Consider the following 19,355-nt stretch of genomic DNA (forward strand, 5'->3'; position numbering starts at 1 on the left):
CATGGGTGGCTGCGAGTGCGTGAAAGACGTGATCGTGTTCCAGCGCACCCCCACCGCGGTGAACATGGTGGCCGGTCGCGACAGCTTCATGCACGACGTGATGGCTGCCGAATCCACAGACTGCCCGGCCGAAATGGTGAGCGCAGAGCACCCGCTGTTTGTGCTCTACACCTCCGGTTCTACCGGTACGCCCAAGGGTGTGCAGCACAGCACCGGTGGCTACCTGCTGTGGGCCAACCTGACCATGAATTGGACCTTCGACCTGAAGGACAGCGACATCTTCTGGTGCACGGCCGACATCGGCTGGATCACCGGCCACACCTACGTGGCCTACGGCCCGCTGGCTGCTGGCGCCACGCAGATCGTGTTTGAAGGTGTGCCCACCTACCCGAACGCTGGCCGCTTCTGGCAGATGATCGAGAAGCACAAGTGCACCATTTTCTACACCGCTCCCACGGCGATCCGTTCGCTGATCAAGGCGGCCGAAGGTGACGAGAAAGTGCACCCCGCGCGTTCCGATCTGTCCAGCCTTCGCATCCTGGGTTCGGTGGGCGAACCCATCAACCCCGAAGCCTGGATGTGGTACTACAAACACGTGGGTGGCGAGCGTTGCCCCATTGTGGACACCTTCTGGCAGACCGAAACCGGTGGTCACATGATCACCCCGCTGCCAGGTGCCACGCCGCTGGTGCCGGGTTCCTGCACGCTGCCGCTGCCAGGCATCACCACCGCCATCGTGGACGAAACCGGCAATGACGTGCCCAACGGCGCTGGTGGTATTTTGGTGGTCAAGCGCCCCTGGCCTTCGATGATTCGCACCATCTGGGGCGACCCGGAGCGTTTCAAGAAGAGCTACTTCCCCGAAGAGCTCAAGGGCTACTACCTGGCCGGCGACGGCGCCGTGCGCAGTGTGGACCGTGGTTATTTCCGCATCACCGGCCGCATCGACGACGTGCTGAACGTGTCGGGCCACCGCATGGGCACAATGGAGATTGAGTCGGCGCTGGTGGGTAAGACGGACCTGGTGGCCGAAGCTGCCGTGGTAGGCCGTCCAGACGACCTGACCGGCGAAGCGATTGTGGCCTTTGTGGTGCTCAAGCGTTCGCGCCCCACCGGCGACGAGGCCAAAGCCATTGCCAAGGTGCTGCGCGACTGGGTGGGCAAAGAGATTGGCCCGATCGCCAAGCCCAAGGACATCCGTTTTGGCGATAACCTGCCCAAGACCCGCTCGGGCAAGATCATGCGCCGCCTATTGCGTTCGATCGCCAAGGGCGAAGCCATCACCCAGGACACCTCCACCTTGGAGAACCCAGCCATTCTCGATCAATTGTCAGAAAACAACTGATCGTCGAAACCTACGTCTGGCTTCTTGTGAAGCCAGACCATAGAAAAAAACCCGCTGGGCAACCAGCGGGTTTTTTGTTGAGGAGAAGCGGCTGAAAAGTTACTTCAGGCTCAGCACCCAGGCCGCCAGCTTCTTGGAGTCCGCCTCGCTGACCTGCGTGTTGGCGGGCATGGGGATCGCACCCCAAACACCAGAACCGCCTTTGATGATTTTGGTGGCCAGCATGTCGGCCGCTTTCGCGTCGCCAGCGTATTTCTTGGCCACATCTTTATAAGACGGGCCCACCAGCTTCTTGTCGGTGGCATGGCAGGCCATGCAGTTCTTGCTTTTGGCCAGAGCTTCATCCGCTATAGCCGGCGCAGTGACAGCGGCCATGGCAGCCATAATTAGGAGAGCGCGTTTCATATGTTGTCCTTGTGGAAGAGGGGAATGGGGCGTACGTTGCAATTTTAGCGGTGTCCCTGGTTTTGATACGCTCTCTTACAGTTTCTTGCCGGGCTTTATCGGGCCTTTACCGGAGGGTGTGATGTTTTTCCTGATAGTGGGCATTGGCCTGATTTTCCTAAAGTACTTTGCGGTCGGTTTTGTGGCTGATCTGTCGTGGTGGTGGGTACTGTCCCCCTTTCCCATGGCCATGGCTTGGTGGGCCTGGGCGGATGCCACTGGCTACACCAAGCGCAAGGCGATGGAGAAAATGGACAAGAGAAAGCAAGATCGCCTTGATCGCCAGCGCGAAGCGCTTGGCATCAAAAGCAAGCGCAGAAAATAAGCGACATATGCTCAAAACGTGCTGGCGATTTCTCATGTGGTGCACGCTTTGCCGGTGAGTCGACTGGATTGGCGGTGGGGCGCCTGTTTTCTGTGCTTGGATATCCACGCGCTTCATAGCCCATGCGGCGTACCTCCTTTGCTCGGTGGGCGATAATCATTAACGCCTTTTACCGTCCCTGAACCCACCCAGACGAAGATCCATCATGCCTGCTTACCGATCCAAAACCTCCACCGCCGGCCGCAACATGGCGGGCGCACGTTCTCTGTGGCGTGCCACCGGCATGAAAGACGGTGACTTTGAGAAGCCGATCATTGCCATCGCCAACTCGTTTACCCAGTTTGTGCCCGGCCATGTGCACCTGAAAGACCTGGGCCAGTTGGTGGCGCGTGAAATTGAGGCTGTGGGCGGTGTTGCCAAGGAGTTCAATACCATCGCGGTGGACGACGGTATCGCCATGGGCCACGACGGCATGTTGTATTCGCTGCCCAGCCGCGACCTGATCGCCGACTCGGTTGAGTACATGGTCAACGCTCACTGCGCCGACGCGCTGGTGTGTATCTCCAACTGCGACAAGATCACGCCCGGCATGCTGATGGCTGCCATGCGCTTGAACATTCCGGTTGTTTTCGTATCGGGTGGTCCAATGGAAGCGGGCAAGGTGCGTCTGGCCAATCCGCAAACCCAGGTGATGGAGTTCAAGAAGCTCGACTTGGTGGATGCCATGGTGATGGCGGTGGACGACAAGGTGAGCGATGCCGATTTGGCTGAAGTGGAACGCTCGGCCTGCCCGACCTGCGGTTCGTGCTCGGGCATGTTCACCGCCAACTCCATGAACTGCCTGACCGAGGCGCTGGGCCTGTCGTTGCCGGGCAACGGCACCGTGTTGGCCACGCATGCCGACCGCGAGCAACTGTTCAAACGCGCTGGCCGGCTGGCGGTGGACCTGTGCCGCAGCTACTACGAGCAGGAAGATGAGTCTGTGCTGCCGCGCTCCATGGGCTTCAAGGCCTTTGAGAACGCAATCACGCTCGATATTGCCATGGGCGGTTCGACCAACACCATTCTGCACATCCTGGCCATTGCGCAAGAGGCCGGCATCGACTTCACCATGGCCGATATTGACCGCCTTTCGCGCGTGGTGCCCCAACTGTGCAAGGTGGCGCCCAACACCAACCAGTACCACATTGAAGACGTTCACCGCGCCGGCGGCATCATGGCCATCCTGGGCGAACTGGACCGCGCTGGCAAGCTGCACACCGACGTGCCTACCATTCACAGCAAGACGATGAAGGACGCACTGGACGCCTGGGACATTGCGCGCAATCCATCCGAAGAGGTCAAGACTTTTTACAGGGCTGGCCCGGCCGGCATCTCCACCCAAGTGGCGTTCAGCCAGGCCACGCGTTGGCCCAGCCTGGACGTGGACCGCGCCGACGGTTGCATTCGCTCGGGCGAACACGCTTTCTCACAAGAGGGTGGCCTGGCCGTGCTGCGCGGCAACATTGCGCTGGACGGATGCGTGGTGAAAACCGCAGGCGTGGACGAATCGATTCTGGTGTTCGAAGGTGCTGCCTTTGTGACCGAGTCGCAAGACGAAGCGGTGGCGCAGATCCTGGCCGACAACGTGAAGGCAGGCGACGTGGTGATCGTGCGCTACGAGGGGCCCAAGGGCGGCCCTGGTATGCAGGAAATGCTCTACCCGACCAGCTACATCAAGTCCAAGGGCCTGGGCAAAGCCTGCGCGCTGTTGACCGATGGCCGCTTTTCGGGTGGCACCTCGGGCTTGTCCATTGGCCACTGCTCGCCCGAAGCGGCCGCAGGCGGTGCCATTGGCCTGGTACGCAACGGCGACAAGATACGCATCGACATTCCCAACCGCAGCATCAACCTGCTGGTGAGTGACGAAGAGCTGGCCCAGCGCCGTGCCGAGCAAGACGCCAAGGGCTGGAAGCCGGTGCAGCCGCGTCCGCGCAAGGTGTCGGCCGCGCTGAAGGCTTACGCGCTGCTGGCCACCTCGGCCGATAAAGGCGCTGTGCGCGACCTTTCATTGTTGGGCGATTGAGCTCCAGGCAGCGGCACCGGTCTGTGTACGGGTGCCGCTTGGGCTGCCGGCGGGCAGCTTGCGTGCACAATCGCCAACCATGCTGATCCATCCTCAAATTGACCCCGTTGCTCTGCAACTCGGGCCCTTGGCCATTCATTGGTACGGGCTGACCTATCTCGCGGCTTTTGGTTTGTTCATGTTGCTGGCCAATGCACGGCTGCGGCACGAGCCTTTTGCCTCCGTGCGGCAACCGACCCCCTGGTCCCGGCGTGATGTAGAAGACATCTTGTTTCTGGGTGTCATGGGTGTGGTGCTGGGTGGGCGGGTAGGGTACTGCCTGTTTTACAAGCCGGCTTATTACCTGGCGAACCCGCTGGAGATTTTTGCTGTCTGGCAAGGCGGTATGAGCTTTCATGGCGGGCTGTTGGGTGTGATTCTGGCGATGGTCTGGTACGCGCGCAGCCGCCAGCGGCCGTTTCTGCAGGTGATGGACCTGGTCGCGCCTTGCGTTCCCACCGGGCTTGCCGCCGGGCGTCTGGGCAACTTTATCAACGGCGAACTGTGGGGCCGCGTGGCCGATCCATCGTTGCCTTGGGGCATGGTGTTTCGTGGCGCTGGCGATTTGCCTCGCCACCCTTCGCAGGCCTACCAGTTCCTGCTGGAGGGTTTGTTGCTGTTTGTGCTGTTGTGGCTGTACGCCCGCAAGCCGCGCGCCACGGGTCAGGTGTCAGCGGTGTTTCTTCTGGGCTACGGCGTGTTCCGGTTTATCGCCGAGTTCTTCCGCGAGCCCGATGCCCACCTGGGTCTTCTGTCGCTCGGTATGAGCATGGGACAGTGGTTGTGCGTGCCCATGGTGGTGGGTGGCGCCGGGCTGTGGTGGTGGTTTGGGCGCAAGGTCTGATGGGCTTGGGGTGTTGAGTTGCACGCGGGCTGAGACACGTTGGGAGGGGCACGCCCGGGCTGCGCAGGGGTTCCGGACTTGACGAGCAGACCTGTTGCCTACCATTTCAGGGTAACCACCACACTGGGAAAGCATTTGGCCTATTTAAAATTATCTGTAATTACAGGTGATTACGAATGCGCGTGGTGCTGAGTTCTCTGCATGACGAAGTGGCTGCCCAGTTGCGGGAACGCATCTTCGCCGGCTTGTTGGCACCTGGCAGCTTTGTGGACGAACTGGCCTTGTGCAACGAATTGGCGATTTCACGCACGCCACTGCGTGAAGCGCTCAAGGTACTCACAGCCGAGGGTTTGTTGACCCATCAGCCGCGTCGGGGCTGTTTTGTGAGCGAGATCACCGAGCGCGACCTGGATCAGATTTTTCCCGTGATGGCCTTGCTCGAAGGGCGCTGCGCGTATGAAGCCGCCAACAATGCAACCGACGCTGACTTGGATGCACTCCATCAGCTGCACGAGCGGCTCAGGCGCCATGCTCAGGCGCGCCGGATCAACGACTACTACGATGTCAATTTCGCGATCCACGAAGCCATCATCACCCTGGCCAACAACCGCTGGTTGGGGCAGGTGATCGGTGACTTGCGCAAGCTCGTCAAACTCGCGCGGCTGCAGCAATTGCACGCGCCAGGTCGTCTGGAGCAAAGTCTCTCCGAGCACATGGCGGTGTTTGCCGCACTCAAGGCCCGCGATGCCGAAGGGGCTGAAGCCGCTATGCGCACCCATCTGACGCGCCAGCGCGTTGCCCTGCGCGAACTCGCGCGCAACCATACTTCAAGGATTTCGGCATGAACACGGCCGACTGGATCGTTCAGCGGGTGGCACGACTCCAGTCGGCACCAGCCACCCATCCGCGTTCCACCCGGGAGCGGCTCAGGGCCACGTTGCGCCAGGAGCCAGAGGCACTGTCGCCCCGGGCTCTGCGCCATGTGCTGGATGACTTGCGCGCCATTGTGGACCCACTGGTGAGCGAAGTGGAGGGTGGTCGCCGTGCCCAGGCGGTGATGGACTGGTACACCAGCGCGCCAGCGCCGCAGCGGCGTGACCTGTGGTTGCTGATGAGCGAGCGCTTCATGGCCGATCCGCTGCAAGTCAAGCAGGCACAGGCCCAGCTGGATGCCGCCATCGGTACCCCTGACGAGGCGGCCGCCGAAGTGATTTTTCGGCGCGCGACTGTGTCGCCCCGGCGCAGGCTGCTGCAGCGCTTCAGCGCCCATCAGGATGGTGTGCGTTTTCTGGTCGATCTGCGCGCCGAAATGCAGCCAGCACTGAAGACCGACAAGCGTTTGCTGGCGCTGGACGTGGAGATGGAGTACATGTTCTCCACGTGGTTTGATATTGGCTTTTTAGAGCTGCGCCGCATCAGCTGGGACTCACCGGCATCACTGGTGGAAAAGCTCATCAAATACGAGGCTGTGCACGATATTCGCAGCTGGGCCGATGTGAAAAACAGGCTTGACAGCGACCGGCGTTGCTACGGCTTTTTTCACCCGCGCTTGCCCGGTGAGCCCCTTATTTTTGTCGAGGTCGCACTGGTCCGTGAGATCGCCACCAGTATCACACCGCTGCTGGACGAAGCCGCCGCGCCAACCGACTTGGAACGCGCGACCACCGCCATTTTCTATTCGATCAGCAACACCCAGCCGGGTCTGCGCGGCGTCAGCTTTGGGGATTCACTGATCAAGCAAGTGGTGGAAACCTTGCACCGGGAATTTCCACGGCTCAAGACCTTTGCCACGCTGTCACCCATCCCGGGCCTGCGCGCCTGGTTGATCAAACATGCGTCGGCCGAGTTGCTCCAGGCCTGGGAGCAAGCCATCGATTTGCCGGACAGCGCGCCCGAGCGGCGCGCTCTGTTGGGCTGGGCAGCGCGCTATCTGGGTGTCGAGTTGCAGGGCGGCAAACCGCTTGACCCGGTCGCACGCTTTCACCTGGGCAACGGTGCTTGCGTGGCGCGCCTGAACTGGGCCGCTGACCCTTCGACCAAAGGCCTGAAGCAATCCTATGGGTTGATGGTGAACTACCTTTACGACCTGAAGCGGCTTGACAAACACCGCGCCATGCTGGCGCAAGCCAAGATACCGACAGCCCGGGCGATAAAGGATCTCTATCTGTGACGCCCTTACAACAACTTAGGAGACATGCATGAACCCCGATGTGAAACGACGAGACATTTTGCGTGCGGCCATGGCTGGTGCCGCCGTCTACAGCACGGTAGGGCACGCCCAATCCACCTGGCCTAGCCGGGCGGTGAGTTTGGTGGTGCCATTTCCTGCCGGTGGCGGCACGGATGCTTTTGCGCGTCCGCTGGGTGCCCAGTTCACACGCTTGTCGGGCAAGACACTGGTGATTGACAACCGGGGCGGCGCTGGCGGAACGCTGGGAGCGGGTATTGCTGCCAAAGCCGCGCCAGATGGCTACACGCTTTTTATGGGGGCCGTCCACCACGCGATTGCACCCAGCATGTACCCCAAGCTGGATTACGACATTGAAAGAGACTTTGTTCCCCTGATTCTGGTGGCCAGCGTGCCGCAGGTGCTGGTGGTCAATAGCAAGAAATACGCGGGTGTCGATTTCAAGAGTTTCCTGGCCCAGGTCAAATCCAATCCCGGCAAGCTCAACTACGGCTCTGCGGGCAGCGGTACCTCGCACCACCTCGCGGGGGAACTGTTCAAGCAGCAGACCAGGACTTTCATTACCCACATTCCTTACCGAGGGGCAGGCCCCGCGCTCAATGATCTGATCGCTGGCAATGTGGACATGATGTTTGACGGTCTGGGCTCTTCAGCGGCACACATCAAGGGCGGACGTATCAAGGCTTTGATGGTGTCGGGCAACAAGCGCAGCGCGGCATTCCCCGACGTACCTTGCGCCGCTGAGTTGGATCTGCCTGACTACAACGTCACCACGTGGTATGGCATTTGGGCACCCGCGGGCACACCCGCCGATGTGCAAGCCCGTGCCATTGACGAAATCAGCAAGGCGGCCAGCACCGACGAAGCCAAGGTCGTTTGGGCTGGGCAAGGCGCTGAATTTGCCAACCTGCGCGGTCCTCAGTTCGATGCCTTTGTGAAGGGTGAGGTACGCAAGTGGGCGCAGGTGGTCAAGGCCTCTGGCGCCAAGCTCGACTGACGATGAGCGGTGTCGTTTTACTGCAATGCGAGGGTCCGCTGGCCCGCGTAACGTTGAGCCACCCGGATCGCTTCAACGCCATGTCGCGCACGATGTGGCGCGGGTTGAAGAGCGTTTTCGATGATCTGCAGACCCGTTCAGATGTTCGCGCTGTGCTGGTGTGTGGGCAGGGTGGGCATTTTTGTGCGGGCGGCGATATCAGCCAATACCCGACATTTCGTTTTGAGGAGGCAAGCCTGCGCGACTTTCATGAAAACGACGTGTGGGGTGGCCTGAGTGCCATGTTGGCGTGTGATCTGCCGGTGTTCGCCCAAATTGAAGGCCATTGCATGGGGGCTGGGGTCGAGATCGCCAGCTGCTGTGACATTCGCCTGGCCGGGCAGGGTGCGCGCTTTGGTGCGCCCATTGCCCGGCTGGGTTTTCCCATGGCCCCGCGCGAAGCCCAGTTGGTGGCTCGCGAAGCAGGACTTGCCACAGCGCGTGAAATGTTGATTGAGGCTGCCGTGCTGGACGCAGTCGAGATGAAGGCCCGCGGTTTCTTGCAGGCTGTCTGGCCCGATGCCGATGTGGCTCACCAGGCGTGGGCACGGGCGGTACACGCAACACAGTTGGCGCCGCAAGCGGCACGGCTCAACAAGCAAACCCTGCGGTGTCTCACAGCCCAACCCCTTGCTCCCGATCTGATGCTGGCTGCCTACCGCTACGCGGACAGCGCCGAACACCGAGAAGGTGTCAGCGCCTTCTTGGCCAAGCGCAAACCTGCTTTTTAATTTATTGACCTCATCCACACGGAGACCTGTGGCAACCCCCATGAGCAACCACAACCTGTTCGCTGCGCTGCGCGCAGCTTTCCCACAAGACCTGGACCGCGTGGCGGTGGAAACCGTGGACCCCGATGGCCCCGGCCTGTGCTACAGCTGGCGCGATCTGGACCGAGCCACCGCCATGATGGCCAACTTGCTGGCTTCGCTGGACCTGCCTGCGGGTGCCCGTGTGGCTGTGCAGGTTGAAAAATCGGTGGAAGCGCTGGTGCTGTACCTGGCCACGCTGCGTGCGGGCTATGTGTTCCTGCCGCTCAACACCGCTTACCAGAGCACTGAGATCGAATATTTTGTGGGCAACGCTGAGCCCGCCGTGGTGGTGTGCAGCCCGGAAAATTTCGGTTGGGTGTCCAAGATTGCCTTCAACGCCGGCACGCGCCACGTGTTTACCCTGGACGACGCGCGCAACGGCAGCCTGCTTGAGCGCGCTGCCCACCACAGCGATGTGCACGAGCTTGCTGTGCGTGCAGCAGACGATCTGGCTGTGATCATCTACACCAGCGGCACCACTGGGCGCAGCAAAGGCGCCATGTTGTCACACGGCAACATGCTGAGCAACGCCCAGGTGTTGCAGTCTTACTGGGCCTGGCAGTCGGACGATGTGCTGATCCACGCTTTGCCTATTTTTCATGTGCACGGGCTGTTTGTGGCCATTCACGGCGCGCTTATCAATGGCAGCCCCATGCTGTGGCTCAACAAGTTCGACGCACCCACGGTCGTTTCGCTGTTTCCGCGTGCCACTGTGTTCATGGGAGTGCCCACGCTCTATGTTCGAATGCTGGCCGAGCCGGCCTTGACACCTCAGCAAGCCGTCCACATGCGCCTGTTCATTTCAGGCTCAGCACCCTTGCTGATCGAAACATTCAATGAGTGGCGCGTCCGCACCGGGCATACCATTCTGGAGCGTTACGGCATGAGTGAGACGGTGATGCTCACGTCCAATCCCTGCGGTCCTGATGCCCGCTACATGGGTGAGCGCGAGCGGCGCGGTGGCACGGTGGGTTTCCCGCTGCCGGGTGTGGCGTTGCGGGTGGTGGACGATGCCGGCCAGCCGCTGCCAGTGGGGGAGATTGGTGGCATTCAGGTGCGCGGACCCAATGTGTTCAAGGGTTACTGGCGCATGCCGGAGAAAACGGCTGAAGAATTCACCGCAGACGGTTTCTTCAAGACGGGCGATGTAGGCTTTGTGGATGTCCGGGGTTATGTGTGCATCGTGGGGCGCAGCAAAGACCTCATCATCTCTGGCGGCTATAACGTGTATCCGGCCGAGATTGAGGGTTTCATCAACGAACTGCCTGGCGTGGCTGAAAGCGCGCTGGTGGGTGTGCCCCACCCCGACTTCGGTGAAGTGGGCGTGGCCGTGGTGATTGCCAAACCCGGTGCTACGCTGGACGCGAAGCAGATCGTTGCCGCACTCAAGTCGAGCCTGGCCAATTTCAAGATCCCCAAGCGGTGCTTTGTGGTGAACGAACTGCCCCGCAACACCATGGGCAAGGTTCAAAAGAACCTGCTGCGCGAACAGTACAAAAACGCGTGCGCCTGAAGGAAAAACGCGCCGCGAAGAATGGTTCGGGGCGCGTGAACAAGACCAGAATGCGGTGGAACCGGCTTCGCCGGGTCGCTCGCGTTGCCCGCTGCGGGGTGGCGCCGCAGGCGGCGCAGGGGGAAAGCTAGCGCAACACCAACACCGGCGTGTGCGAATGTGTGAGAACCTGTTGCGTTTCACTGCCCAGCAGCAAGCGTTTGAGTCCACGACGACCGTGTGAGGCCATCACGATCAGGTCGCACTTGTTGCGCTTGGCTGCGGCGATGATGGCCTCGGCAATCAGGTCAGACTTCACCGTGATCGGCTTGACCTTCACTTCGCGCAATTGACCTGCCGATTTCACAGCGTTGACGGCCGCCATGGCCTCCTCCTGCCATTGCTTTTCAATGCGTTCCACCTCGGCAGCGGCCAGGGCCACACCGCCTTCAAAGTAAGTTTGTGGATAACGGGGTACGACTTTCAGCGCCACCACTTCTGCACCCGTCAGGTCAGCCAGGTCGATGGCGTGCTCCACCGCTTGTTGTGAGAGTTTGGAGCCATCGGTGGCCACCAGAATACGTTTGTACATGCGGTTTCTCCTCGAAAGTTGCTAGGGAACCCATAGACTAGCAAACACCGACCCATTCAGGTTGACTTAAATCAAGCGCATGGAACCTGACTTCCTTTACCCTCAGCGCATGAACGAGGCCACTACCGTGCCCCCGGTAGGGCTTCCACCTGCCGCTCCGCGCTTGACCGGGGCAGCGCCCGCGCAGGCCAATGCCTCGGTGCCCGAGCCGCCCAGTTGGCTTGGGGAGCACCGCGGGCCCCTCGACGTCACAGACAATTTTGCCGTGCTTGACGACCCGGTGGAGCAGCGCGAATTCACGGAATTCAGTGACGTCGATGGCCGCAATACCGCCGAGTCGGTATTGATGGTGCAGGGCATGTACTGTGCCGCCTGTGCCGACACCGTTGAGACGGCATTGCAGCACCTTCCGGGCGTGGAGCGCGCCCATGTGCACGCCGCCACCCGGCGGCTCACGCTGCGCTGGGACCCAGAAAAAACCACCATGTCCAGCCTGGCGCGGGCCGTGGGTGACACCGGCTACCGCTTGCTGCCCATGCAGCAAGCGCTCTCTATCAGCGAGCGGCTGCGCGAAACCCGTCAAGCACTCTGGCGCTTGTTCGTTGCCGGTTTCTGCGCCATGCAGGTCATGATGTATGCATGGCCAGCCTACGTAACCGAACCGGGCGAAATCCCCGCCGACATCGACCAGTTGCTGCGCTGGGCCAGTTGGGTGCTGAGCCTGCCGGTGGTGTTTTTCGCCAGTGGCCCGTTTTTCAGCAGTGCGTGGCGCGACCTGAAGCATGGCCGTATCGGCATGGACACGCCGGTCTCTATCGGTATCCTGGTGACCTTTCTGGCCAGTTCGGCGGCCACCTTTGATCCCACGGGCCCCTGGGGCTACGAGGTCTGGTACGACTCGCTCACCATGTTTGTGTTCTTCCTGCTGGGCGGGCGCTACCTGGAGCTGAAAGCCCGCGACCGCACCGCCGGTGCGCTCGACAGCCTCATGAACCGCTTGCCCGAGGTGTGTGACCTGCAGAAATCCGATGGCCGTTTTGAGTCCGTGTCCATTCGCCGGCTGGCGCTGGGCGATGTGGTGCGGGTGCAGGCTGGCCAGGCGTTTCCGGGCGACGGCGCGGTGCTCAGCGAAAGCGCCACGGTGGACGAAGCACTGCTGACCGGTGAGTCACGGCCCGTCACGCGGCACCAAGGGGAGGGCGTTGTCGCCGGCAGTTTCAACCTGGGCGGCCCGGTGCTGTTGCGTGTGGACAAGCTGGGACGCGACACACGCTTTGCCCAGATCGTGTCGCTGATGGAAAAAGCGTCTACCGAAAAGCCCCGCCTGGCCATCCTGGCCGACCGCATTGCGGCGCCCTTTTTGGTGGCGGTGCTGGTGGCGGCGGCGTTTGCTGGCTGGTACTGGTGGCAGATAGACCACTCCAAGGCGCTGGCCGTGGCGGTGGCGGTGTTGATCGTTACCTGCCCATGCGCCTTGTCGCTGGCCACGCCGGCGGCCATGCTCACGTCGGCCGGTGCGTTGGCCCGGCGCGGCATTCTGGTGCGCCGCTTGCAGGCTTTTGAGTCCCTGGCCAACATCAATGCGGTGGTATTCGACAAAACCGGCACCTTGACGCATGACCGCCTGTTGTTGGCACATGTACGTACCCGCGCAGGCGTCAGCCAAGACGAGGCGCTGTTGCTGGCTGCAGCCATGGCTGCGGGTTCATTGCATCCGGTGTCGCGTGCCATCGCGTTGGCGGCTGGCGGTCTTGAAAACCTGCAGACACCTGCATTGACTGACCTGGCTGAAGTGGCCGGGCAGGGCATGCAGGCCTTGCGCCCCAACGGCACGCGTGTGCGTTTGGGTTCGTCGGCCTTTTGTGGCCTGGACGGTGCCGATGCACGGGATGTGAGCGACGCGCCTCGCGTCTGTCTCTCGGACGAGCAGGGTTGGCTCGCCACCTTTGAGTTGCAGGAAGGCTTGCGAGACGATGCCCAGGCCGCCGTGAGTGCACTGCGCGCTATGGGGGTGCGTACTTGGCTGCTGTCGGGTGACCGCGAAGCCGCCGCGCAGCAAGTGGGGCAGGCCGTGGGCGTGGACCATGTGATCGCCGGCGCCTCGCCGGAGCAAAAACTGGCTGAGGTGACGGCTCTTCAGGCGCAAGGCATCCAGCTGGCCATGGTGGGCGACGGTCTGAACGACGGCCCGGTGCTGGCGCGCGCCAACACGTCGTTCGCGCTGGGCCATGCCGCGCCCCTGGCGCAGGCGCAGTCCGATTACGTCATTCAGGGGGGGCAGGTCATGGATGTGGTGCTGACCTTGAAGCAAGCGCGTTCTACGCTGCGCATCGTGCGGGAAAACCTGATGTGGGCCGCGCTTTACAACCTGGTGTGTGTGCCGCTGGCGTTGCTGGGTTTCATGCCACCCTGGCTGGCCGGGCTGGGCATGGCCGGCAGTTCCTTGCTGGTGATCGGCAATGCCTTGCGCCTGGCCTCTAAAGTCCCATCGCGGCTCTCTGATACCGCCCCGGGTAGCCCCTGAAGGCGTACCATGCAGCGGCTAGGCAACCGGTGTTTGAAGTTTGAATTTTCTGGGTTTTGACCATGGATATTTTGTATTTGTTGATCCCCATTTCCATTCTGTTGGTGTTTGCCATCATCGGTGTGTTCTGGTGGGCGCTTCAAAAGGGGCAATTTGACAACATCGAACGGGAGGGCGATCGCATTCTCAGAGGCGATTGATATAAGTCAAGGCGGAAGAGGGGGTCCGTGAGGACACTTCACATAGTGACATTTACGAGGAGTTCTGTATGTCCGTAATAACAAAGGCCAGCCAGTCGGCGGTCTACGACGACGGTGTTGTCCGTGGTTTTGCCATCATGTCCGTGATCTACGGCGTGGTAGGCATGTTGGTGGGTGTGATCATCGCAGCCCAGTTAACCTGGCCCGAGCTCAATATGGGCATTGAGTGGTTGAGCTACGGTCGCTTGCGTCCGTTGCATACCAATGCGGTGATTTTTGCGTTTGGCGGTAGCGTGCTGTTTGCAACCAGCTACTACGTGGTGCAGCGAACCTGCCACACGAAACTGTTTCTCAACAAATTGGCCTGGTTGACGTTCTGGGGCTGGAATCTGGTGATCGTCTCGGCGGTCGTCACCTTGCCCATGGGTCTGACCCAGGGCAAGGAATACGCTGAGCTGATCTGGCCCGTTGACTTGTTGATCGCCGTGGTCTGGGTCTCTTACGCGGTCGTGTTCTTTGGTACGGTGGGCATCCGCAAGGTTCGCCATATCTACGTGGCCAACTGGTTCTTCGGTGCCTACATCATTGCGGTGGCGTTGTTGCACATCTTCAACAACATCCAGTTGCCCACCAGCGCGACGCACTCCTACTCGGTCTATGCCGGTGTTCAGGATGCCATGATGCAGTGGTGGTACGGCCACAACGCGGTGGGCTTCTTCCTGACCGCCGGTTTCCTGGGGATGATGTATTACTTCGTTCCCAAACAGGCCGAACGCCCGGTCTACAGCTATAAACTGTCGATCATCCACTTCTGGGCGCTGATCTTCCTGTATATCTGGGCCGGTCCGCACCACCTGCACTACACCGCTTTGCCAGACTGGGCCTCGACCCTTGGCATGGTGTTCTCGGTCATCCTGTGGATGCCCAGCTGGGGCGGCATGATCAACGGTCTGATGACGCTTTCGGGCGCATGGGACAAGCTGCGCACCGATCCGGTGATCCGGATGATGGTGGTCAGCATCGGCTTTTACGGCATGTCAACGTTTGAAGGCCCGATGATGAGCATCAAGGCCGTGAACTCGCTGTCGCACTACACCGACTGGACCATTGGCCATGTGCATTCCGGCGCGCTTGGCTGGAATGGCATGATCACCTTTGGGGCGCTGTACTTCCTGACCCCGCGCCTGTGGAACCGTGACGGGCTGTTCAGCCTGAAACTGGTCAGCTGGCACTTCTGGCTCGCGACCATCGGCATCGTGCTCTACGCTTCTGCGATGTGGGTTTCGGGCATCATGGAAGGCCTGATGTGGCGCGAAGTCGATGCCAACGGCTATCTGGTGAACGCGTTTGCCGACACCGTGGCCGCCAAATACCCGATGAATGTGGTGCGGATGCTGGGGGGGCTTATGTACCTCTCGGGGGCCCTCATCATGTGCTATAACCTGTGGATGACCGTACGTGCGCAACCCAGCCGGGTGACGACACATGCGGCTGTTCCTGCTGAATGATTGGGGGGCAGGACAATGGCTTTTCTTGACAAACACAAAGCAATCGAAACCCATGCCACGCTTCTGATGGTGCTCAGCCTGCTGGTTGTGTCCATCGGTGGTCTGGTCCAGATCGTTCCGCTGTTCTATCTAGAGAACACGATCGAAAAGGTCGAAGGGGTGCGCCCCTATACGCCCTTGGAACTGACCGGGCGTGACATCTACATCCGCGAAGGCTGTTACAACTGTCACAGCCAGATGATCCGTCCGATGCGGGACGAGGTGGAACGCTATGGCCACTACAGCCTTGCAGCGGAATCGATGTATGACCATCCGTTCCAGTGGGGGTCCAAACGCACCGGGCCGGATTTGGCCCGGGTGGGCGGGCGCTATTCCGATGAATGGCACCAGGATCACTTTACCGATGCCAAATCCGTGGTGCCTGAATCGCTGATGCCGCCCTATGGCTTCCTGTTCAACCGTGAGATTGACGGGAAATACATCGAAGATGTGGTCAAAACCCATGCCATGGTCGGCGTGCCCTATACATCGGACATGATCGCCAACGCCCGCGCGGACTTTCTGGCGCAAGTGAACCCTGATGGCGACCCGTCCGGCCTGCAATCGCGCTATGGCGCGGCGGCGGTGCCGAACGGGGCCGATGTGAACGTGCGCAATTTCGACGGCCAGCCAAAACTGACCGAAGCCGATGCGCTGATCGCCTATATGCAAGTCCTTGGCACGATGGTCGATTTCTCGACCTTCACGCCAGACGCCAGCCGATAGAGGGGGCCGATATGGAAACCTACAGCTTCTTGCGAGAATTTGCCGACAGCTGGGCCTTGTTGTCGCTGTTTCTGATCTTCCTTGGCGTGGTGGTCTGGGCCTTCCGCCCCGGCAGCCGCAAGGTTCACGACGACGTGGCCAATTCGATCTTTCGCAACGACAAGAAACCCGCCACGGCGGATGACCCCAAGCCCCACGTAAAGGAGGCGTGACAGCATGTGCGCCAAGAGAGTGAAGCAAAAGCCCGAAGATGTGCCGACCACCGGCCATATCTGGGACGGGATCGAAGAGCTTGACAACCCGATGCCACGCTGGTGGGTCTGGGTGTTCTATGCAACCATCGTGTGGGGCATCGGGTATACCATCGCCTACCCGGCCTGGCCGCTGATTTCGGGGGCCACACCGGGCCTGCTCGGGTCTTCCACCCGCGCCGATGTTGTGGCCGAGATCAAGCGCTTTGATGACGCGAACGCCACCATCAAGCAAGCGCTGATTGATGCCGACATGACAACTGTATCGGCCAACCCAGACCTGATGTCCTTTGCCCAGAACGCCGGTGCCGCCGTGTTCCGTACCAATTGCACCACCTGTCACGGGTCTGGTGCCAACGGGATTGAGGGCAAGGGCTATCCCAGCCTGCTGGATGATGACTGGCTCTGGGGCGGAGATGTCGAAAGCATCCAGACCACCATCACCCACGGCATCCGCAACACCACCCACCCGGACGCGCGCTGGTCGCAGATGCCGGCCTTTGGTGCGGATCAGATTCTGGAGCGTTCCCAGATCGCCGAAGTCGTGGAATACGTCTTGCAGATGTCGGGGCAGGACCACGACGCCACGCTGGCTGCGGCAGGCGAGGAGGTCTATCTGGACAACTGCGCGGCCTGTCACATGGATGACGGCTCGGGTGATATCTCTCAGGGTGCGCCCAATCTGGCCGATGCGATCTGGCTTTATGGCGGCTCGCGTGATGCCATCACCTATTCGGTCGTCAACGCCCGCTTTGGCGTGATGCCGGGCTGGAATGACAAACTGACCGAGGATGAGATCCGCGCCGTGGCGCTGTATGTCCACAGCCGCGGAGGTGGCCAGTAACCAGTGCCGCCCCGGGCAGGATCACCCTCGCCCGGGGCTTTCTGCACGCCACCCGGCCCGGGTGCCGCGCCGTTCTGCCGCACCTTAAACTTGCATCTCCGACACGTATTTTGATGCAGGTCAATGTTGCGCCTGTCACTGCGGTGCACAACGGGTCAGCATCATGCCACATATCGGAGTCCTTTCCGTGAGCAGCCCAGAAGCCACCGATCCCCCCAGCCTGTACGCCGCGCGCGAGCCGATTTTTCCACGCCGCGTTTCTGGCCGGTTCCGCAGCCTGAAATGGTGGCTGATGGGGCTGATGCTGGGCATCTACTACGTGACCCCCTGGATCAGATGGGACCGTGGCCCGAACATGCCTGATCAGGCCGTCCTGCTGGACTTGGCGCACCGGCGGTTCTTTTTCTTCATGATCGAGATCTGGCCGCATGAATTCTACTTCGTCGCGGGGCTTCTGGTCATGGCCGGGCTTGGCCTGTTCCTGTTCACCAGCGCGGCCGGGCGGGTCTGGTGCGGCTATGCCTGCCCGCAAACCGTCTGGACCGATCTGTTCATTCTGGTCGAACGCTGGGTCGAGGGCGACCGAAACGCCCGCATCCGCCTGCACCGCCAGAAATGGAATGCGGAAAAGGCCCGCAAACGCGCGGTGAAATGGGCGGCTTGGTTCCTGATCGCCATGGCCACCGGGGGGGCATGGGTGTTCTATTTCACCGACGCGCCGACGCTTCTGGTCAATCTGGTGACTGGGCAGGCCAGTGCCGTGGCCTATCTGACCATCCTGATCCTGACCGGCACCACCTTTGCCTTCGGCGGCTTTGCCCGCGAACAGATCTGCATCTACGCCTGCCCATGGCCGCGCATTCAGGCCGCGATGATGGACGAAGACACCCTGACCATCGCCTACCGCGACTGGCGCGGCGAGCCGCGCGGCAGTCTGCACAAGGGCGAGATTCCGGCAGGGCAGGGTGACTGCATCGACTGCATGGCCTGCGTCAACGTCTGCCCGATGGGCATCGACATCCGCGACGGCCAGCAACTGGCCTGCATCACCTGCGGGCTGTGCATCGACGCCTGCAACGATACGATGGACAAGATCGGCCGCCCGCGCGATCTGATCGGCTATATGGCACTCACCGATGAGACCGCCGAACGCGGGGGCGACGCACCGATCTCGGTCTGGAAACACGTGTTCCGCCCGCGCACCATCCTGTACACCGTGCTGTGGGCCGGGGTCGGTGCCGGGCTGATCGTGGCGCTGTTCCTGCGCTCGCCTATCGATGTGAACGTGACGCCGGTGCGCAATCCCACCTTTGTCACCCTGTCCGACGGCACCATCCGCAACGCCTATGACGTGCGCCTGCGCAACAAACAGGGGGCGGATGCGGTGTTCACTATTTCTGTCCCGTCCGACTCGGGCCTGCTGGCCGAACTGGAGGGGCTGGCGGGTCTGTCGGTCAGGGTGAATGCCAATGAAACCCTTTCGCAGCGGGTCTATCTGAACGCCCCGCGCGGATCTGAACCCGCAACCGAAGACCGCACGCAAATCCGGCTGTGGTTCGAAGAACTGGGCACCACGAACCGGGTCCATCATGATACCGTGTTCAACGGAAAGGACGAATAAATGACTGAATTCACCGGGCGCAAGATGGCGATTGTCATGGTCAGCTTTTTTGGCGTGATCATCGCGGTCAATTTCCTGATGGCTTACAAGGCCGTCAGCACCTTTCCGGGGCTGGAGGTAAAGAATTCCTACGTCGCCAGCCAGCAGTTCGACACCATCCGCGCCGGGCAACAGAACCTGAACTGGACGATGACGCCTGACTACGATGCAACTGACCGCAGGCTGTATCTGGCCTTTACCGATGCCGATGGCCAGCCGGCACAGCTTTCTGATCTGTCGGTGCTGATCGGCCGGTCCACGGCGGCGCGCGATGACCAGACGCCGGACTTCACCTATGCTGCCCATCTCTGGACCACGCCGATTGATCTGGAACCCGGCAAATGGCTGCTGCGGGTCGAAGCCCGCGCCGCCGATGGCACGCTGTTTTCCCAACGTGTCAGCATCATGGTAAAGGGCTGAT

General features: G+C 61.1%; 18 protein-coding genes and 1 pseudogene. 17 read left to right on the plus strand and 2 right to left on the minus strand.

What is annotated here, in order from left to right:
* The coding region (locus tag Q7J44_RS12865; RefSeq protein WP_304880501.1) for an acetate--CoA ligase at positions 1-1,345 on the plus strand (1,345 nt) is incomplete at its 5' end.
* A gap of 99 nt (positions 1,346-1,444) precedes the next feature.
* Here the strand turns inward: Q7J44_RS12865 and Q7J44_RS12870 are convergent.
* Positions 1,445-1,750, minus strand: a complete 306-nt coding sequence (locus Q7J44_RS12870) for a c-type cytochrome (protein ID WP_304880503.1) — start codon at positions 1,748-1,750, stop codon at positions 1,445-1,447.
* A gap of 121 nt (positions 1,751-1,871) precedes the next feature.
* Here Q7J44_RS12870 and Q7J44_RS12875 point away from each other — a divergent pair, with 121 nt between their 5' ends.
* The 8 genes from Q7J44_RS12875 to Q7J44_RS12910 all read left to right on the plus strand — a co-directional run bounded on the left by Q7J44_RS12875 (position 1,872) and on the right by Q7J44_RS12910 (position 10,611).
* Positions 1,872-2,114 (plus strand): TIGR04438 family Trp-rich protein, encoded by a 243-nt coding sequence (locus tag Q7J44_RS12875; RefSeq protein ID WP_304880504.1) that lies wholly within the window; start codon positions 1,872-1,874, stop codon positions 2,112-2,114.
* 205 nt (positions 2,115-2,319) lie between these two features.
* Positions 2,320-4,179 carry a dihydroxy-acid dehydratase gene (gene ilvD / locus Q7J44_RS12880; RefSeq protein WP_304880505.1) on the plus strand — a complete coding sequence of 620 codons (1,860 nt, stop codon included), beginning with the start codon at positions 2,320-2,322 and terminating at the stop codon, positions 4,177-4,179.
* A 79-nt stretch (positions 4,180-4,258) separates the two neighbouring features.
* Positions 4,259-5,062 (plus strand): prolipoprotein diacylglyceryl transferase, encoded by an 804-nt coding sequence (gene lgt, locus Q7J44_RS12885; RefSeq protein WP_304880507.1) that lies wholly within the window; start codon positions 4,259-4,261, stop codon positions 5,060-5,062.
* 176 nt (positions 5,063-5,238) lie between these two features.
* Positions 5,239-5,907, plus strand: coding sequence for a GntR family transcriptional regulator (locus Q7J44_RS12890; protein ID WP_304880508.1), 669 nt, complete (start codon positions 5,239-5,241; stop codon positions 5,905-5,907).
* Complete coding sequence (locus tag Q7J44_RS12895; RefSeq protein ID WP_304880510.1) at positions 5,904-7,232, plus strand: malonyl-CoA decarboxylase domain-containing protein; 1,329 nt, start codon at positions 5,904-5,906, stop codon at positions 7,230-7,232. Before Q7J44_RS12890 ends, Q7J44_RS12895 begins: the two co-directional genes overlap by 4 nt.
* 28 nt (positions 7,233-7,260) lie before the next feature.
* Positions 7,261-8,247, plus strand: a complete 987-nt coding sequence (locus Q7J44_RS12900; RefSeq protein WP_304880511.1) for a tripartite tricarboxylate transporter substrate binding protein — start codon at positions 7,261-7,263, stop codon at positions 8,245-8,247.
* A 2-nt stretch (positions 8,248-8,249) separates the two neighbouring features.
* Entirely contained in the window at positions 8,250-9,017 is a 768-nt protein-coding gene (locus tag Q7J44_RS12905) for an enoyl-CoA hydratase/isomerase family protein (protein ID WP_304880513.1), read from the plus strand.
* Between the two features lie 40 nt (positions 9,018-9,057).
* A complete protein-coding gene (locus Q7J44_RS12910) occupies positions 9,058-10,611 on the plus strand; it encodes a malonyl-CoA synthase (protein ID WP_304880514.1) in 1,554 nt (517 codons plus the stop codon).
* Positions 10,612-10,738: 127 nt separating this feature from the next.
* Here the strand turns inward: Q7J44_RS12910 and Q7J44_RS12915 are convergent, their stop codons facing one another.
* Positions 10,739-11,182: a universal stress protein gene (locus Q7J44_RS12915; protein ID WP_304880516.1), complete on the minus strand. Its 444-nt coding sequence runs from the start codon at positions 11,180-11,182 to the stop codon at positions 10,739-10,741.
* A 265-nt stretch (positions 11,183-11,447) separates the two neighbouring features.
* Between Q7J44_RS12915 and Q7J44_RS12920 the strand changes: the two genes are divergently transcribed.
* From Q7J44_RS12920 to Q7J44_RS12955, 8 genes and pseudogenes are all read left to right on the plus strand, one after another.
* Positions 11,448-13,706: a cation-translocating P-type ATPase gene (locus Q7J44_RS12920; protein ID WP_304880517.1), complete on the plus strand. Its 2,259-nt coding sequence runs from the start codon at positions 11,448-11,450 to the stop codon at positions 13,704-13,706.
* 62 nt (positions 13,707-13,768) lie between these two features.
* Complete coding sequence (gene ccoS / locus Q7J44_RS12925) at positions 13,769-13,906, plus strand: cbb3-type cytochrome oxidase assembly protein CcoS (protein ID WP_304880519.1); 138 nt, start codon at positions 13,769-13,771, stop codon at positions 13,904-13,906.
* A gap of 95 nt (positions 13,907-14,001) precedes the next feature.
* A pseudogene (gene ccoN, locus Q7J44_RS12930) lies at positions 14,002-15,414 on the plus strand (cytochrome-c oxidase, cbb3-type subunit I); the annotation flags it as partial.
* A gap of 15 nt (positions 15,415-15,429) precedes the next feature.
* On the plus strand, positions 15,430-16,179 hold the full coding sequence (gene ccoO, locus Q7J44_RS12935; RefSeq protein WP_304880521.1) for a cytochrome-c oxidase, cbb3-type subunit II: 750 nt from the start codon (positions 15,430-15,432) through the stop codon (positions 16,177-16,179).
* An 11-nt stretch (positions 16,180-16,190) separates the two neighbouring features.
* Positions 16,191-16,391, plus strand: coding sequence for a cbb3-type cytochrome c oxidase subunit 3 (locus tag Q7J44_RS12940; RefSeq protein WP_304880523.1), 201 nt, complete (start codon positions 16,191-16,193; stop codon positions 16,389-16,391).
* Between the two features lie 4 nt (positions 16,392-16,395).
* Positions 16,396-17,274 (plus strand): cytochrome-c oxidase, cbb3-type subunit III, encoded by an 879-nt coding sequence (gene ccoP / locus Q7J44_RS12945; protein ID WP_304880525.1) that lies wholly within the window; start codon positions 16,396-16,398, stop codon positions 17,272-17,274.
* 187 nt (positions 17,275-17,461) lie between these two features.
* Positions 17,462-18,895, plus strand: a complete 1,434-nt coding sequence (gene ccoG, locus Q7J44_RS12950) for a cytochrome c oxidase accessory protein CcoG (protein WP_304880527.1) — start codon at positions 17,462-17,464, stop codon at positions 18,893-18,895.
* Positions 18,896-19,354, plus strand: coding sequence for a FixH family protein (locus Q7J44_RS12955; RefSeq protein WP_304880528.1), 459 nt, complete (start codon positions 18,896-18,898; stop codon positions 19,352-19,354).
* The last annotated feature ends 1 nt before the right edge of the window (position 19,355 follow it).

Origin of the sequence: Pseudotabrizicola sp., assembly GCF_030656345.1 — a bacterium.
Taxonomy (GTDB): Bacteria; Pseudomonadota; Alphaproteobacteria; order Rhodobacterales; family Rhodobacteraceae; genus Pseudotabrizicola.

What these genes read in the sequence shown, in the direction of transcription:
- ccoS (WP_304880519.1), top strand. Translation starts at nt 13,769, where the DNA reads ATGGATATTTTGTATTTGTTGATCCCCATTTCCATTCTGTTGGTGTTT.
- Q7J44_RS12895 (WP_304880510.1), top strand. Translation starts at nt 5,904, where the DNA reads ATGAACACGGCCGACTGGATCGTTCAGCGGGTGGCACGACTCCAGTCG.
- lgt (WP_304880507.1), top strand. Translation starts at nt 4,259, where the DNA reads ATGCTGATCCATCCTCAAATTGACCCCGTTGCTCTGCAACTCGGGCCC.
- ccoP (WP_304880525.1), top strand. Translation starts at nt 16,396, where the DNA reads ATGTGCGCCAAGAGAGTGAAGCAAAAGCCCGAAGATGTGCCGACCACC.
- ccoO (WP_304880521.1), top strand. Translation starts at nt 15,430, where the DNA reads ATGGCTTTTCTTGACAAACACAAAGCAATCGAAACCCATGCCACGCTT.
- Q7J44_RS12900 (WP_304880511.1), top strand. Translation starts at nt 7,261, where the DNA reads ATGAACCCCGATGTGAAACGACGAGACATTTTGCGTGCGGCCATGGCT.
- Q7J44_RS12890 (WP_304880508.1), top strand. Translation starts at nt 5,239, where the DNA reads ATGCGCGTGGTGCTGAGTTCTCTGCATGACGAAGTGGCTGCCCAGTTG.
- Q7J44_RS12940 (WP_304880523.1), top strand. Translation starts at nt 16,191, where the DNA reads ATGGAAACCTACAGCTTCTTGCGAGAATTTGCCGACAGCTGGGCCTTG.
- Q7J44_RS12915 (WP_304880516.1), bottom strand. Translation starts at nt 11,182, where the DNA reads ATGTACAAACGTATTCTGGTGGCCACCGATGGCTCCAAACTCTCACAA.
- ilvD (WP_304880505.1), top strand. Translation starts at nt 2,320, where the DNA reads ATGCCTGCTTACCGATCCAAAACCTCCACCGCCGGCCGCAACATGGCG.
- Q7J44_RS12910 (WP_304880514.1), top strand. Translation starts at nt 9,058, where the DNA reads ATGAGCAACCACAACCTGTTCGCTGCGCTGCGCGCAGCTTTCCCACAA.
- Q7J44_RS12905 (WP_304880513.1), top strand. Translation starts at nt 8,250, where the DNA reads ATGAGCGGTGTCGTTTTACTGCAATGCGAGGGTCCGCTGGCCCGCGTA.
- Q7J44_RS12870 (WP_304880503.1), bottom strand. Translation starts at nt 1,750, where the DNA reads ATGAAACGCGCTCTCCTAATTATGGCTGCCATGGCCGCTGTCACTGCG.
- Q7J44_RS12875 (WP_304880504.1), top strand. Translation starts at nt 1,872, where the DNA reads ATGTTTTTCCTGATAGTGGGCATTGGCCTGATTTTCCTAAAGTACTTT.
- Q7J44_RS12955 (WP_304880528.1), top strand. Translation starts at nt 18,896, where the DNA reads ATGACTGAATTCACCGGGCGCAAGATGGCGATTGTCATGGTCAGCTTT.